The organism is Candidatus Binataceae bacterium (assembly GCA_035650475.1).
Lineage (GTDB): Bacteria > Desulfobacterota > Binatia > Binatales > Binataceae > JAKAVN01.
Window position 1 is genome coordinate 138,029 of the sequence record DASRHP010000001.1, and the last position, 14,112, is coordinate 152,140.

Annotated in this window: 11 protein-coding genes and 1 tRNA gene; 9 read left to right on the plus strand and 3 right to left on the minus strand. The window is 66.4% G+C overall.

The genetic code is table 11. From position 1 onward, the window contains the following. Positions 1–86: 86 nt before the first annotated feature. The 5 genes from VFB33_00610 (at position 87) to VFB33_00630 (ending at position 6,035) form a co-directional block, all read left to right on the plus strand. A complete protein-coding gene (locus VFB33_00610; GenBank protein ID HZO80168.1) occupies positions 87–1,295 on the plus strand; it encodes a CoA transferase in 1,209 nt (402 codons plus the stop codon). A 168-nt stretch (positions 1,296–1,463) separates the two neighbouring features. After that, positions 1,464–1,823, plus strand: a complete 360-nt coding sequence (locus VFB33_00615; GenBank protein HZO80169.1) for a hypothetical protein — start codon at positions 1,464–1,466, stop codon at positions 1,821–1,823. Between the two features lie 148 nt (positions 1,824–1,971). Then, positions 1,972–3,270: a phosphopyruvate hydratase gene (gene eno, locus VFB33_00620; protein ID HZO80170.1), complete on the plus strand. Its 1,299-nt coding sequence runs from the start codon at positions 1,972–1,974 to the stop codon at positions 3,268–3,270. Further along, positions 3,267–4,802, plus strand: coding sequence for a 2,3-bisphosphoglycerate-independent phosphoglycerate mutase (gene gpmI / locus VFB33_00625; protein ID HZO80171.1), 1,536 nt, complete (start codon positions 3,267–3,269; stop codon positions 4,800–4,802). The genes eno and gpmI overlap by 4 nt, the downstream gene beginning before the upstream one ends. 60 nt (positions 4,803–4,862) lie before the next feature. Next, a complete protein-coding gene (locus VFB33_00630) occupies positions 4,863–6,035 on the plus strand; it encodes a M20 family metallopeptidase (protein HZO80172.1) in 1,173 nt (390 codons plus the stop codon). 4 nt (positions 6,036–6,039) lie between these two features. Here the strand turns inward: VFB33_00630 and VFB33_00635 are convergent, their stop codons facing one another. From VFB33_00635 to VFB33_00645, 3 genes are all read right to left on the minus strand, one after another. Continuing rightward, positions 6,040–6,399 carry a hypothetical protein gene (locus VFB33_00635; protein ID HZO80173.1) on the minus strand — a complete coding sequence of 120 codons (360 nt, stop codon included), beginning with the start codon at positions 6,397–6,399 and terminating at the stop codon, positions 6,040–6,042. 16 nt (positions 6,400–6,415) lie between these two features. Next, on the minus strand, positions 6,416–7,282 hold the full coding sequence (locus tag VFB33_00640; protein HZO80174.1) for a 3-keto-5-aminohexanoate cleavage protein: 867 nt from the start codon (positions 7,280–7,282) through the stop codon (positions 6,416–6,418). Between the two features lie 111 nt (positions 7,283–7,393). Next, positions 7,394–9,499, minus strand: a complete 2,106-nt coding sequence (locus VFB33_00645; GenBank protein ID HZO80175.1) for a VWA domain-containing protein — start codon at positions 9,497–9,499, stop codon at positions 7,394–7,396. Positions 9,500–9,645: 146 nt separating this feature from the next. Here VFB33_00645 and VFB33_00650 point away from each other — a divergent pair, with 146 nt between their 5' ends. The 4 genes from VFB33_00650 (at position 9,646) to VFB33_00665 (ending at position 14,050) form a co-directional block, all read left to right on the plus strand. Continuing rightward, positions 9,646–11,151, plus strand: a complete 1,506-nt coding sequence (locus VFB33_00650; protein ID HZO80176.1) for a pitrilysin family protein — start codon at positions 9,646–9,648, stop codon at positions 11,149–11,151. Beyond that, positions 11,148–12,578 (plus strand): pitrilysin family protein, encoded by a 1,431-nt coding sequence (locus VFB33_00655; protein HZO80177.1) that lies wholly within the window; start codon positions 11,148–11,150, stop codon positions 12,576–12,578. The genes VFB33_00650 and VFB33_00655 overlap by 4 nt, the downstream gene beginning before the upstream one ends. 106 nt (positions 12,579–12,684) lie before the next feature. After that, a tRNA-Cys gene (locus VFB33_00660) sits at positions 12,685–12,760 on the plus strand. Positions 12,761–13,213: 453 nt separating this feature from the next. After that, positions 13,214–14,050 carry a hypothetical protein gene (locus VFB33_00665; GenBank protein ID HZO80178.1) on the plus strand — a complete coding sequence of 279 codons (837 nt, stop codon included), beginning with the start codon at positions 13,214–13,216 and terminating at the stop codon, positions 14,048–14,050. The last annotated feature ends 62 nt before the right edge of the window (positions 14,051–14,112 follow it).

The window sequence follows — 14,112 nt, forward strand, 5'->3', positions numbered from 1 at the left end:
ATTGCGCGCGGCCCACATGATAATGCGCCGCGCCCCTCCGCGCGCGGGCGCCGCCGCCAAGACCATACAACGGGAGTCGCATCGCGATGAGCAAACCGCTGGAAGGCATCAAGGTGATTGAGATCGGACAGGAGATCCAGGGGCCGTTCGCCGCCCTGGTGCTCGCCGACATGGGCGCCGACGTGATCAAAATCGAAAACCGCGAGACCGGCGACCTCAGCCGCTGGCTGACCTGCGGACTCATCGGCGGACCCGAGGCGAAGAACCCCGAGGTGTCGTTTTACTTCACCGCCATGAACCGCGGTAAGCGCAGCATCACCGTCGATCTCAAGAAGCCCGGTGGCGTCGCGCTGATCCATCGGATGGCCAGGTCGTGCGACGTGATCCTCACCAACTACCGCCCAGGTGTGCTCGATCGGCTCGGCCTCGGCTTCGAAGACCTGCTCAAGGACAACCCGAAGATCGTCTACGCCCAGGCGAGCTCGTGGGGACCCAAGGGGCCGTGGGTCGGACGGCCGAGCCGCGACACGCTGGCGCAGGCGGCGAGCGGCCTGATGGCGAAGACCGGGATGCCCGACGATCCACCGCTGGCGGCGGGAATCGCGATCGCCGACCATTCGGGCGCGATGAGCCTGGCCGCAGGCGTGCTCGGCGCGCTCTTCGCGCGCGAGCGCACGGGCAAAGGCCAGCGGGTGGACGCCTCGATCTTCGGCACGCTCATCGCGATGCAGGGCTTCGAGCTGGACTTCGTCTCGATGAGCGGCAAGGACACCTTGCGTGCCGGCCGCGGCCATCAGTTCCTGCACGGGGTATGGGGCGCCTACCGAACCAAGGACGGATGGATCTGCATCGCCGGCGTTGATGACAAGCGCTGGCCAAATTTCTGCCGCGCGCTCGGAATCCAGCATCTCGAAAACGACCCCCAGTTCGACAACCCGACGCGCAACTTTCACGGCTGGAAGATGATCGAAGTGCTCGACGCGATCTTCCCGACCAGGACGACCAAGGAGTGGCTCGATACGCTCACCGCGATCGACATCCTGGTCACCGAGGTCGCCGACTATCAGATGTTGTTGAAAAACGAACAGGCGCGCGTCAACGGCTATATCCAGGAACTCGACCATCCGACCGCCGGACGCGTGCTCGTCTCCGGCACGCCCATCAGCTTCAACGGCGAGGTACGCGCCGAATCGCCGCCGCCGCCCGAGATGGGGCAACATACCGAAGAGATCCTGCTCGAGTTCGGCTACACCTGGGAGGAAATCGCCGCGCTGCGCGAGCAAGGCGCGGTCTGACCGGAACCTCTGAGCGTCGCGACCAGTCCATTCAATTTAATTAACCGGAATTTTTGTCTAATTTGGGATACAATGCGCATAGACATGCGCCGTAATGGAGCGTAGAATCGCGCTTCGACAAGGTAGTGCCTGGCGTCTTGGAGTCTTTAAGGAGGGGGATATCGTCCGATGGCGAAGTACACCTTGGTCGTCCTGAGCAATCCCACCACAGGTAAAGAAGCCGAGTTCAACGAGTGGTACGACAAGATGCACGTACCCGACGTGCTCCGGGTGCCCGGCTTCGTCGCCGCGCAGCGCTTCAAGCTGGCGGGACCGCAGCTCAACGACGCTCCCCGGCCGCATCGCTATCTGGCGCTGTACGAGATCGAAACTGACGACATCCAGGCCAGCATCGACGCGCTGCGCCAGCGCGCCGGCACCACCGAGATGCTCATCAGCGACGCGATCGACATTCAGGGCGTGTTCGCAGCGATGTTCACGCCGGTGGCCGAGCGCGTGCTGGCCACGGACGTGCGGCGCGCAGCATAGGCCGCTTCGAACTTCGCGAAAGTCAATCGCACGCAATGCCGCACTCGCCGCGGAGAACCGGTCCGCGCGCGTCGAGCGGGCCTGCTGTGGCCGCAAAAAGCTTTCGCACCATTGCGTTTCCTGCTTTGTTTTGACTGAGGCTTTCGCGATGTCTTCAACCACGATCTCTGATATCCGCGCGCGCGAGATCATCGACTCGCGCGGCAACCCCACGGTCGAGGTCGACGTGCGGCTGGAGTGCGGCGCGCTGGGGCGTGCGGCGGTGCCCTCGGGCGCTTCGACCGGGGTGCACGAAGCGCTCGAGCTGCGGGACGGCGACCCCCGCCGCTTCGGCGGCAAGGGCGTGACGCGCGCGGTCGCCAACGTCAACGGGCCTATCGCGGCAGCGCTGCGCGGCGCGGACGCCGTGGCACAGCGCGCGCTCGACGAGCGGCTGATCGCGCTCGACGGGACCGAGAATAAAGCCAAACTCGGCGCCAACGCGATGCTCGGCGTTTCGCTCGCGGCCGCGCATGCGGCGGCGGCCGCCGCCGGTCTCCCCCTCTATCGCTATCTCAACCCCAACGCGAGTGTGATGCCTGTCCCAATGATGAACGTGCTCAACGGCGGCAAGCACGCCGACTCCAGCGTGGACATGCAGGAGTTCATGATTGTCCCGCTCGGTGCGCCGTCGTTCGCCGAGGCGGTCCGGATGGGCGCCGAGGTGTTTCACGCGCTCGCCGGCGTGCTCCGGCGGCGCGGCCATTCAACCAACGTCGGCGACGAAGGCGGCTTCGCCCCCAACCTGCGCAGCAACGAGGAGCCGATCGAGGTCATTCTCGAAGCGATCGCCAAGGCCGGCTATCGCCCGGGCGCCGACGTCGCCCTCGCGCTCGATCCGGCTTCGAGCGAGTTCTGCGAGGACGGCCGCTACGTCTTCGCCCGCTCGGACAAGCGCGCGCGCGACGCCGAGCAGATGGTGCGCTTCTGGGCCGACTGGCTCGACCGTTACCCGATCGTCTCGATCGAGGACGGCCTGGCCGAGGACGACTGGGCGGGCTGGCAGTTTCTGACACGCGCGCTGGGCGAGCGCGTTCAGCTCGTCGGCGACGACCTGTTCGTGACCAACCCGCGGCGGCTCGAACGCGGCATCCGCGAGCGGGTCGGCAATTCGATCCTGATCAAGCTCAACCAGATCGGCACGCTGAGCGAGACGCTCGAGACGATCGAGATGGCCCGCGCGGCTGGCTACACCTCGGTCGTCTCTCATCGCTCGGGAGAGACCGAGGACACGACCATCGCTGACCTTGCGGTGGCCACCGGCGTTGGCCAGATCAAGACGGGCTCGATGAGCCGCGGCGAGCGCACCGCCAAGTACAACCGCCTGTTGCGCATCGCCGAGGAGCTCGGCACCCGCGCGGTCTATCCGGGCGCGGCGGCGATGAGCCGCGGCAGGGGCGCGCGATGAGCCGGCCGCCGGTTGCTGTCCTGGTGATCTTCGACGGCTGGGGCCTGCGCCCCGAACGCGAGGCCAACGCGATCGCCGCCGCACACACGCCTACCATGGATCGCCTGTGGCGCTCCCGTGCGCACTCCGAACTCGACGCCTCGGGCGAGGCGGTCGGACTTGCGCCGGGCGTGATGGGCAACTCCGAGGTCGGCCATCTGACGATTGGGGCCGGCCGCGTGATCTACCAGGACGTGATGCGAATCACGAAGGCGATCGAGACCGGCGCCTTCGCGCGCAATGAGGCGCTGCTCGGCGCGATTCATCGGGCGCGCGACGCCCGCCGCACGCTCCACGTATGGGGCCTGCTGTCCGACGGCAGCGTGCACAGCCATATCGATCACCTGCTCGCCCTGCTGCGCCTGGCGGCGCGCGAAGGCTTGCGCCGTATCGCGGTCCACGCGGTGCTCGACGGGCGCGACAAGCCGCCGCGCTCGGCGCTGCCGTTTATCAATGCGCTTGAGGCCGAGCTGAAGCGCCTCGGATGCGGCCGGGTGGCGACGGTCAGCGGGCGCTACTACGCGATGGACCGCGACAAGCGATGGGAACGCACGGAGCGCGCCTGGCGCGCGATTGTGCTGGGCGAGGGAATTGCCGAACGCGACGCGCGCGCGGCGCTCGAGCACGCCTACGCCGCGGACCAATCCGACGAATTCGTCGAGCCGCGCGTAATCGCGGGCGGCGCGCCGCTTGACGACGGCGACCAGGTCGTATGTTTCAACTTCCGCGCCGACCGCGCGCGCCAGCTCACCGCGGCGCTGGCGCTCGACGACTTCAGCGGCTTCAAGCGCTCGCGTTTCCCGCGGATCGGCTACGTCTGCATGACCGAGTACGATCGCACCTTCGGCTTGCCGCTGGCTTTTCCGCCCGAGGACGTGCGCAATTCGCTGGGCGAAGTGCTCGCGCGCGCGGGCGTGCGCAACCTGCGCATCGCAGAGACCGAGAAGTACGCGCACGTAACCTACTTCCTCAACGGCGGCGTCGAGAAGCCGTTCCCGCTCGAGGAGCGCGTGCTGATCCCGTCCTCCAAGGTCGCCACCTACGACCTCGAACCCGCGATGCAAGCGGCGAAGATCGCCGAGCGCGCGGCGGCGGAGGTGGCGGGTGGCAACTTCGGCGTTATCGTGATCAACTTCGCCAACCCCGACATGGTTGGTCACACTGGTAACTTCGACGCCACGGTCAAGGCGGTCGAGGCGACCGACGCCGCGCTGGGCGTTGTGGTAGAGGCGGTCGAGCGCGCGCGCGGCGTCGCGCTCATCACCGCCGACCACGGCAACGCCGAGTTCATGGCGGACCCGGCGACCCGTCAGGCGCATACCGCGCACACAACCTTCCCCGTACCGCTGATCCTCGCCGACCCCGCCTACAAGGGTGGCCTCAGACACGGCACGCTGGCCGACGTTGCGCCGACCCTGCTCGGCATCCTGGAAATCGCCGCGCCGGCCGAGATGACCGGAAAGGACCTACGCGTTCCGGATCGCGATCCATAGACCCGAAGCGCCGGCCGCCATTAGCGTCCGGTTTGCGTCGAGCGACAAGGGGGGGACTGCATGAACGCCAAGGACGTAGCGCGCCAGACACTGGAACGGCATCGCCAGGCACTGGTTGACCTCAGCCACCGCATCCACGCCCATCCCGAGCTCGGTTTCGAAGAGGAGCGCGCGTGTGGATGGCTGTGCGAGACCCTCGACGGCGCCGGCTTCGCGGTCGAGCGCGGAATCTGTCAACTGCCGACCGCCTTCGTGGCGCGCGCCGGCTCGGGCCCGCTGCATGTCACGATCTGCGCCGAGTACGACTGTCTGCCCGCGATCGGCCACGCCTGCGGGCACAATATGATTGCCGCGATGGCGGCCGGAGCGGGCATCGCGCTGGCCAAGGCCGCCGACGACCTCGGCCTGAGCGTGACGGTGCTCGGCACCCCCGCCGAAGAGGTCGGCGACAGCCCGGGCAAGGTGCTGCTGCTCGAGCGCGGCGCGTTTGACGGCACGCACTTCGCGATGATGGTTCATCCGGCGCCGGTCGACATGGCGATCCCGCCGTTCGTCGCGCTCTCGCAGCTCGACATCACCTATACGGGCAAGGAGGCGCACGCCTCGGCTTTTCCCGAGCGCGGGATCAACGCCGCCGACGCGCTGGTGGTGGCGCAGGTCGCTCTCGGGCTGCTCCGCCAGCACATCCGCACCACCGACCGTATCCACGGCATCGTCACCAAGGGCGGTGACGCGCCCAACGTGGTCCCCGCGCATACCACCGCGCGCTACATCGTGCGCGCGCGCGACCTCGACGAGATGGAGCATATCCGCGAACGAGTGCAACGATGCTTCGAGGCAGGCGCGCTCGCCACCGGCGCCCGGCTCGAGATCGTCGGCGGCAGCAAGCCGTACGCCAACCTGGTCAGCGACGAGGAGCTGGCGGCGATCTACCAGCGCAATGGCGAGGCGCTCGGCCGCTTTTTCCTGGCGCCCAACGCCGACATCGGGCGCGCCGCCGGCTCGACCGATATGGGCAACGTATCGTTGGTCTTCCCGACCATCCATCCGGTGATCGGCATCAGCTCGCTGCCCGCGGTCAACCATCAGCCCGAGTTCGCCGCCTGCTGCGTGACCGAGGCCGCCGATCGTGCGGTATTCGACGGTGCGCTCGCGATGGCATGGACGGCGATCGACGTGGCCGCCGACGCCAAGCTGCGCGCGCGTCTGATGGCCCGGGCGCGTAAGCACTGAGCGCTCAGGCGCGAGTCGCAGTGCGGCCGGCGCCGAGTTCAAGTCCGCAGCTAAGGCATCGGCGGCCGAGCGTCATCCCGAGCGTCCACCCGCGCTCGCTGCGCTTTGCATGAAACGGCGCGCCGCATCGCGGACAGCGCGCCGCGCGCAGGCGAATCACCGAAAAAGCCAACGCCGCGGTCCAGACCACGACGAAGCCGGCGAAAGCGGCCTGCCACTTCCCGCGCATCAGAACGTAGCCGACCGGCAGATAGGAAACCGCCCATCCCCAGAACCATCGCCGCCGCCGCCGGATGCCCGCGAGCGCGGCGCGCTGCGCATCGCTCAGTGGCGGCGGTTTGGCTTGCTTCCTTTTCCTGGCCAAGGCAGGCGGTGCGCGCTTACACCTCGAGCATCCGGCGCGCCTCGGCTGGAGTGGCAACCTCGTGGCCCATGGCACGGATCGTCGCCGCAGCGCGCTCGACCAGGGCGGGATTGCTGAGGCGGCCGGCGCGTGCGTACTGAAAATCCTCCAGGCCCACGCGCACGTGGCCACCCAGGCTCACGATGAGCGGCACCATCGGCAGATTGTCGCCGCCCAGCGTCGCCGCGAACCAGTTGCAGCGCACCCCGCGCAGCATGTCGAGATACGCCTCGAGGCTCTTGAGCGTCGGCGGCAGGCCGAACGGCAATTCGGCTCCGCCGAGGTAGAACTTCAGTAGCAGCGGCTCGCTGAGCAGGCCCTGGTCGAGAAAAACGAGCGCCGCGCGCAGAAAGCTGGGATCGAAAATCTGCAACGTCGGCCGCAGCCCGAGTTCGCGCATCGTTTCCAGAAAGAAACGGCAGGTGTCGTAGGAGTTGCAGTAGATGAGCCCGCCGCGGGAGAGCTTTTTGGTTTGCGGGTCGTAGCTGGCGAGGTTGACCGAGCCCATGTCGGCGCCGCCGAGGTCGGGCCTGGTCGCCGGATCCCTGGAAAGTTCGACGAAGTGGCGCACGCGCGCCGCGGGCTCGCCGTCGAGCGGAAAGGTCGGCCACAGGAGCGCCTCGCACTCCTCTCGCGCGCGCCGATAGACCTCGGCGTAGTAGGCAACGTCGTGCACCCAGCGGCCGTTTTGCGGATCGCGCACGTGGAAGTGGATAAGCGCGGCGCCGGCGCGACAGGTCGCTACCGCGTCGGCAGCGATCTCCTCGGCGCTGTACGCGATGTTGGGGTTGAGCGTGCGCATCGCGTTGCCGTTGATTGCGGCTTCGATCATCACCTTGGCCATCAGCGTCGTCCTCGCCCCCGGTGATCGCAGATGCGTCGCGCGATTACAAGGATCGATAAGCCGGTGAGTATGAACGAAGCTGGTGGGTGTGAAGGCGCAGCCAGCGTGCGCCTACCAGCGGACGACCTGTTCGTAAATTTTCGGCAACTGGCGCGGGAGCGCCGCGATGTCCTCGATCACGAGATAGCGCGAGGCCGAGCACATCTGGCGCAGGTAGTCGTGGCCGGTGCGATCGACCGTGATGCAGAACGGCAGCACACCCGCCATCTCGAGCTCCTTGAGCGCCACCATCGTGTCCTGGATGCCGTAGGCGTTGGAGCGGCGGTCGTGGCCGTAATCGAAGTCCTGGGGGAAGCCGTCGCTCAGCAGGATGACGTGCTTGGCGCGCGAGCTGACGTCCTTGAACTTCTCACGCACGTGCCGGATCGCCGCGCCCATCCGGGTCGAGCGCTTGGGCTCGACCGCGCCGACCCGCGCCTTGACCTCATCGCTCAGCTCCTGGCCGAACTCCTTGATGACGTAGAACTCGACGTTGTCGCGGCCGTGGCCAGAGAAGCCCATGATCGCGTAGGCGTCGCCGATCTCCTCGAGCGCCTCGGCCATAATAACCAGCGCCTCCTTGTTGACGTCGATGATCCGGCGCGGGCGCTGGCTTTGTTGCGGGCGGCGCTGCCAGACCTTCATCCAGTCGTCGGTGTCATCGTCGCCCGCGGCGCCGGCCTTGCGGGTCTCGCGATGGATGGGCTCGTCGGTGGAGGCCGACATGTCGAGCAGGAAGAGCGTAGCGACGTCGCGCGACTCCTTCTTGCGCGCGCGATAGACGCGCGGATCGGGGCTTTCACCCATCAGCCGCGCCACCCGCGTCTCGACCAGCCGCTCGAGATCGAGCTCCTCGCCGTCTTCCAGCCCGCGCACCATGCGGTAGGAGGCCGGGCGGATGCGCTGGAAGTGGCGGCGCACCTGGGGCAGCAGATCGGAGTAGCGCGCCAGGGTCTGGGCAAAGAAATCGCTGTCGTCGCCGCTGAGCTGGACCTCGCGCAGCCGGCACCAGTTGCGCCGGTAATCGGCGAGCACGTAGTCCCACTCGTCGTAAGCGTAGTAGGAATCCTGCCCGCGCCCGTGCATCAGGACCAGCCGCCCGTGGTTTGACAGCGGCCCGATCTCGCCGAGCTGCTCGCGCAGTTGTTCGAGGTCCTGCGCCTGCTTGCCGGTAAGCTGGGTGAGGTACATGCCCTCGCCGTCGGCCTCGCCCTCGCCCTCCGCCGGCTTGATTTGCGCGCCCTGCTCGAGCAGTTTGCGGATTTCCTCGGGCGACAGCGGACGGCCGCCGCGCCCCTTGGACGGACGCCCCGCAGCCTCCATCCGCACGTTCTGATTGGTCTCGCCCTCGCCCTCGCCTTCGCTGCTGCCCTCGCCCTCGCCCTGGCCGTCGGCGCTTTCGAGGCTGCCGATAAGGTCGTTGCGCAACGCGTCGGCCTCGCCGTCGAGGCCCTCGGCGGCGCCCGTGCGGCGGGCGGCCTCAATCAGATCCTGGAGCCACTGGTAGAGCGCGGCGGCCTGGCGCGCGCTCGTCACGACGTCGGCGCCGGCAGCGCGCAGCGGGGTGAAAAATTCGGCCGCATGCGCGGCGAAGGCCATCGCCGAAGGATCCTCACCGGCATCCTCGAAGCCGAGCGCCGCCCGCACCAGTATCGTGCTCAGCGCGCGCGGGCTCAATCGCTCGGCCAGCGCGCGATTGAGCCGGGCGACCCGCGGGGCAAGCCCGCGATAGCGGCGCGCCAGCTCGGCATCGACCCGCACCGCCTCGCACAGCCGCATCAGCGCGCCGCCCAGCGTCGGGTCGGCAAAGGCGCCGACAAAGCTCTCGATCGCCTCCACGCCGGTCTCGCCGCGGTCTTCGAAGCCGGAGAGGTCGGCCAGGCGCAGGTTGAAAGTCCCGAATTCGTGGCGGCCGGCAAGATGCGCGGCGATCACGAAATAGTAGTCGTAGGCCGATGCCGGCGGCGCGAGCGCTTCCACCTGCTCGGGCAGATGAATCATCTCGCCGGCGAGCAGCGGATAATGAAAAGCCAGCATCGGGCCGCAATTGGCGATCGAGTCGAGACGAAACTCCTGCGGATGGAGCATCCGCATGAACTTCGTCAGTACGCCCTTGATTTCGTGCAGCGCGTGCGGGCGGTCCTGAGACGGCGTGTCGGCCATCGGCTTACCGGCCATTCTTACAAATCCCGCACCTGCGATGCAATTTGGGTTACGCGGCGGACGCGGCGCGGGAACAACCGCGCGTGTCATCGAGAGCGATGCGACGACCGGCCAACCGTCGCTTGACCGCGCGCCGGGCCGGGTCTTAACTGCTAGAGATCATGCACAGCGTAAATCGTCGTCGTTCGCCGCGCCCGGCGCTGAGCCTGGCGCTCGCCGCCCTGCTGTGGCTCGGCCTTGCAAGCGGCGCCCGCGCCGGAATCAGCGAAGCGGTCAAGAGCCAAACCCTCCCCAACGGGCTGCGCGTGCTCGTGCTGGAGAATCACAAAGCGCCGGTGGCGACCTTCAACGTCTTCTACCGGGTCGGCTCGCGCAACGAGCAGTTCGGCAAGACCGGCATCTCGCATCTGTGCGAGCACCTCATGTTCCGTGGCACCAAAAAGTACGGGCCCGAGGAGTTCTCCAACATCATCCAGGAGAACGGCGGGATGGATAACGCGTTCACCGGCTCCGATTTCACTGACTACTTCGAGGTCATCAACCACGAGCACCTCGACGTACCGATCGGCCTGGAGGCCGACCGGATGGCGAATTTCGCTCCCAAGGGCTTCGACGCCGAACGCGCGGTCGTGGCCGAGGAGCGCCGGATGCGCACCGACGACAATCCCGAGGACGCGCTCGGCGAGGTCACCCAGGCCCAGGCCTTCATCGAGCATCCCTACCACTGGCCGGTGATCGGCTGGATGCAGGACATCCAGCGCCTCACGCTGGACGACGCGCTCAAGTACCACGCGGTGTACTACTCGCCGCAGAACGCGCTCGTCGTCGTGGTCGGCGACTTCGACGCCAACAAGGTGCTCAAGCAGGTCGCCGAGTCCTTTAGCCCGATCAAGAACGGCCCCAACCCGCCACCGGTGGTCGAGGTCGAGCCGCCCCAGCAGGGCGAGCGCCGCATCGTGCTGCGCCACGCCGCCAACCTGCCGGCCTTCGGCGAGGCCTATCACGTGCCTAACTATCGCACCAACGCACAGGACGCCTTCGCGCTCGAAGTGCTCTCAGAGCTGCTCTCCGACGGCAAGAGCTCGCGCCTGTACAAAGCGATGGTGCTCGACAAGCGGATGGTGGTCGAAGCGTCGGCGAGCTACGACATGACTACGTTCGACCCCGGGCTGTTCTGGGTCTCCGCGCAGATGCGCCCCGGGGTAAAGACCGAGGACGCGATCGCCGAGGCCGACCGCGTGGTCGAGGAGATGAAGGCCAAGCCGGTCGGCGCCGAAGAGCTTCAGAAAGCCAAGAACCTCGAGCAGGCGGCTTTCGTCTTCGGCCAAGACTCGATCTTCGCCGAGGCGCTCCAGCTCGGGGTATGGGAGATGCTGGGCGACTACCATCTGGTTGACCGTTATCTCGCCGGGATCGACAAGGTCAGTGCGGCCGACGTCCAGCGCGTGGCAAAGAAGTACCTGGTCAAAAGCAACTGCACGCTCGGCGTGCTGGTGCCCACCGGCGTGCTGCCCCATCAGCAGGGCGGTGGCGGCCCCGGCGGCCCGGTGCATCACGCGCCGGCGCTGCCGGCGGGCGCGACGGTGGCAGCGCGAGCGCCCTCGACGTTGGCGATCGCGCCCGCGGCGAACGCGATTTGGCGCATGACGGGCGGGGTGGTGCGATGAGGCAGGCGAGAGACGTTCTGTGCGTGGCGATTGGCGCCGCGATGGTCCTGGCGACGATGGCGGCGCCGGCCGCGGCGCTCGAGATCAAGCGCTCGGTACTCAAAAACGGCGCGGTCCTGCTCGTGTCGCCGCAGCATCAGTTGCCGATGGTCACGATGGAGATCGCCTTTGACGCCGGCTCGCGGCGCGATCCGGAAGGGAAGGCCGGACTCGCCGCGCTGACCGCGAGTTGCCTGACGCTCGGAACCAAGGAGCTGAGCGCGGCCGAGTTCAACCAGAGAGTCGATTTCATGGGCAGCTCGGTCTCGGTGAGCGCGGGCCCCGATTACGCCGAAGCCGGTTTCACTTCGCTCAAGAAGTACGAAGGTCAGACCCTCCATCTGCTCGCCGCGGCGCTCACCGCGCCGGCGCTGCGTGATTCCGAGATCACGCGCAAGCGCGACGAGCGCGTTGCGGCGATCAAGGCTAACGAGGAGCAGCCCGGCTACGTCGCGGGGGTGGCCTTTCGCAAGGCGCTCTTCGGCGACACACCCTACGGCCATCCGAGCGAGGGCACGGCCGAGTCGGTCGCCAGGCTGACTGCCGCCGACGTGCGCGAGTTCTACCGCTCGCATTACAAGATGGGCGGCGCGGTAATCGCGGTGGTCGGCGACGTCGAGCCCGACGAAATCAAGGCCAAGCTGGAGAACGAATTCGCCGCGCTCAGCGGGTCGGTAGCGCCGCAGCCCGAGCCGACCGCACCGGCCGTGCCGCAGGGCATCCATTCGACGCTGATCAACCGCAACATCGTCCAGGCAACGCTCATTTTGGGCGCGGGCGGAATCGCGCGCTCCAATCCGGACTTCTACCGCATCCAGGTAATGAACTACATCCTAGGCGCGGGCGGCTTCGCTTCGCGCCTGATGAAGGTCGTACGGAGCAAGGCGGGCCTAGCCTATGGAATATCCAGCAGTTTCGAAACCGGCAAATTCCCGGGCTCGTTTACGGTCGTCACCCAGACCAAAAACCGCAGCTCCAACGAGGCGTTGCGCCTGATCCTCGCGCAACTGCGCGAAATCCAGGAGCATCCGGTCAGCGACGCCGAGCTGGCTTCGGCCAAGAAGTACCTGATCGGCAGCTTCCCGTTGAAGATCGACCGCCAGAGCGCGATCGCAAGCTTCATGCTCCAAGTCGAGCTCTACGGCCTGGGCCTCGACTACGCCGATCGCTACCCGAAACTGATCGAGGGGGTCACCAAGGCCGACGTTCAGCGCGTCGCGCAGAAGTATCTGCATCCGGACGCAATGCTGCTGGTAGCGGTGGCCAACCAGGCCGAAGCCAAAATTGACGTCGCCGCCCTACAGAAGCTCGCAAGCGGCGGCGCGCCGCCCGGCAGCGCTCCCGCTCAGGCCCCCGCGCCGGCCGCGAAGTCCGCCGCGGGCGGTTGAGCGCCCGTCGGCGAGGCGCCGGCCACGCTTTGCGCGGCCTGCGCAAAATTGCCGCCCCACGCGGCGTGTGTTACCGTTCACGCTCGGCTAGAATTTGTGCCAGCCGGGCGGCGTACCCAAGTGGCTAAGGGAGAGGTCTGCAAAACCTCCATTCAGCGGTTCGAATCCGCTCGCCGCCTCCAACCTCATCCTCCAAATCCAACCGGGTAGGCTCTGTAGGGACTGTCGCTCTGGCTGACGGAAGCCGGCGGCGCATTCCGGCGTTCGCTTGCCGGACCAGGCGGTTTTTATGCAGTCAAGTGGCCTCTAAGACTTGAGGTCGACAGTGCGCTCGTCTATAAGAGCGAGAATTCAGAAGAAAGGAGAGGTTTTGGGGAGATTGCGCAATTAAGTCGGCTTGGATCCACTGCTAGTAAAGAGTCCCGCACAAAGCTTTTCAGCCATCGATGATGGACGGGAGGGGGTTGATGGGAAAACTAACCAAGGTCGTGGCAGCTCTTACGGTCGGCGCTCTCGTAATTTTTCCGCTTTGGCTAGCGCAAGCCTACGCCCAGGAAAACGCGTCTCCGCTGACCATAAATACCGGCGAATCTCGCGTTCACATCCTTCGGGCGCCGGCCCGCGCAAAGGCGCTGATGCCGTTGCTTGCTGACCCTGGACCGCTGGTCTATAACGGCGGCCCGATCATGCCCAAGGCAAAAACCTACGCAATCTTCTGGTTGCCGTCGAAGTTGCAGGACGGCACATCGACGTTCATGTCTTCTTCCTATCGGTCGCTGATCAGAAGATTTCTCACCGACTATCCCGGCCACGGAATCGACAACAACAATACCCAGTACTATCAGCTCACGCCCACCATAAAGTTTATCCATAACGCCGGAGCCTTCGCAGGCGCATTCCTCGATACCTCGCCCTATCCTGCCTCAGGATGCTCGGACGCGGTGACACCGGGCAACTGCCTGAGCGACAAGCAGATCCGCAACGAGATCAAAAAAATCATCGCGCTCGAGGGGTGGCCGGTCGGGCTCACCAACATGTTTATGCTTTTTACTTCGCTGGGAGAGGGCTCCTGTCTCACTGACATCTCGGGAACGTACTGCGCATACACCGACTATTGCGGATACCACGGCCACGTCGGGACAACGGCAGGCACCGCAATCATTTATGCCAACATCCCATACGCGGATCCCAACTATTGCCAAAGCAACAGCGTGCCCTCTCCAAATTCTGACGCCGACGCGGACGACGCGACGACGATCGTCAGTCACGAGTTGACCGAAGCGATAACCGACCCTCTGCTCAACGCGTGGTACACAGCGCAAGGCAACGAGATCGGCGACCTTTGTGCCTACGACTACGGCACCCTCGGCTGGGACGGAGGCACCGCCAACCAGATGTGGAACGGCAATTTCTACCTGGTCCAGCGTGAGTTCGACAACTTCGCGTCGGCGTGCGTCCAGGTCGGCCCCTGAACCCTCTGCCGCACGCGCTCGCGGCCTGGCCCGCGTGCGGTCCGCAGACGAAACTCGCGCAG

Coding starts and splice junctions, on each gene's coding strand:
- gpmI (HZO80171.1), top strand. CDS start 3,267: ATGAGCCGGCCGCCGGTTGCTGTCCTGGTGATCTTCGACGGCTGGGGC.
- eno (HZO80170.1), top strand. CDS start 1,972: ATGTCTTCAACCACGATCTCTGATATCCGCGCGCGCGAGATCATCGAC.
- VFB33_00665 (HZO80178.1), top strand. CDS start 13,214: ATGCCGTTGCTTGCTGACCCTGGACCGCTGGTCTATAACGGCGGCCCG.
- VFB33_00630 (HZO80172.1), top strand. CDS start 4,863: ATGAACGCCAAGGACGTAGCGCGCCAGACACTGGAACGGCATCGCCAG.
- VFB33_00650 (HZO80176.1), top strand. CDS start 9,646: ATGCACAGCGTAAATCGTCGTCGTTCGCCGCGCCCGGCGCTGAGCCTG.
- VFB33_00640 (HZO80174.1), bottom strand. CDS start 7,282: ATGGCCAAGGTGATGATCGAAGCCGCAATCAACGGCAACGCGATGCGC.
- VFB33_00655 (HZO80177.1), top strand. CDS start 11,148: ATGAGGCAGGCGAGAGACGTTCTGTGCGTGGCGATTGGCGCCGCGATG.
- VFB33_00610 (HZO80168.1), top strand. CDS start 87: ATGAGCAAACCGCTGGAAGGCATCAAGGTGATTGAGATCGGACAGGAG.
- VFB33_00615 (HZO80169.1), top strand. CDS start 1,464: ATGGCGAAGTACACCTTGGTCGTCCTGAGCAATCCCACCACAGGTAAA.
- VFB33_00645 (HZO80175.1), bottom strand. CDS start 9,499: ATGGCCGGTAAGCCGATGGCCGACACGCCGTCTCAGGACCGCCCGCAC.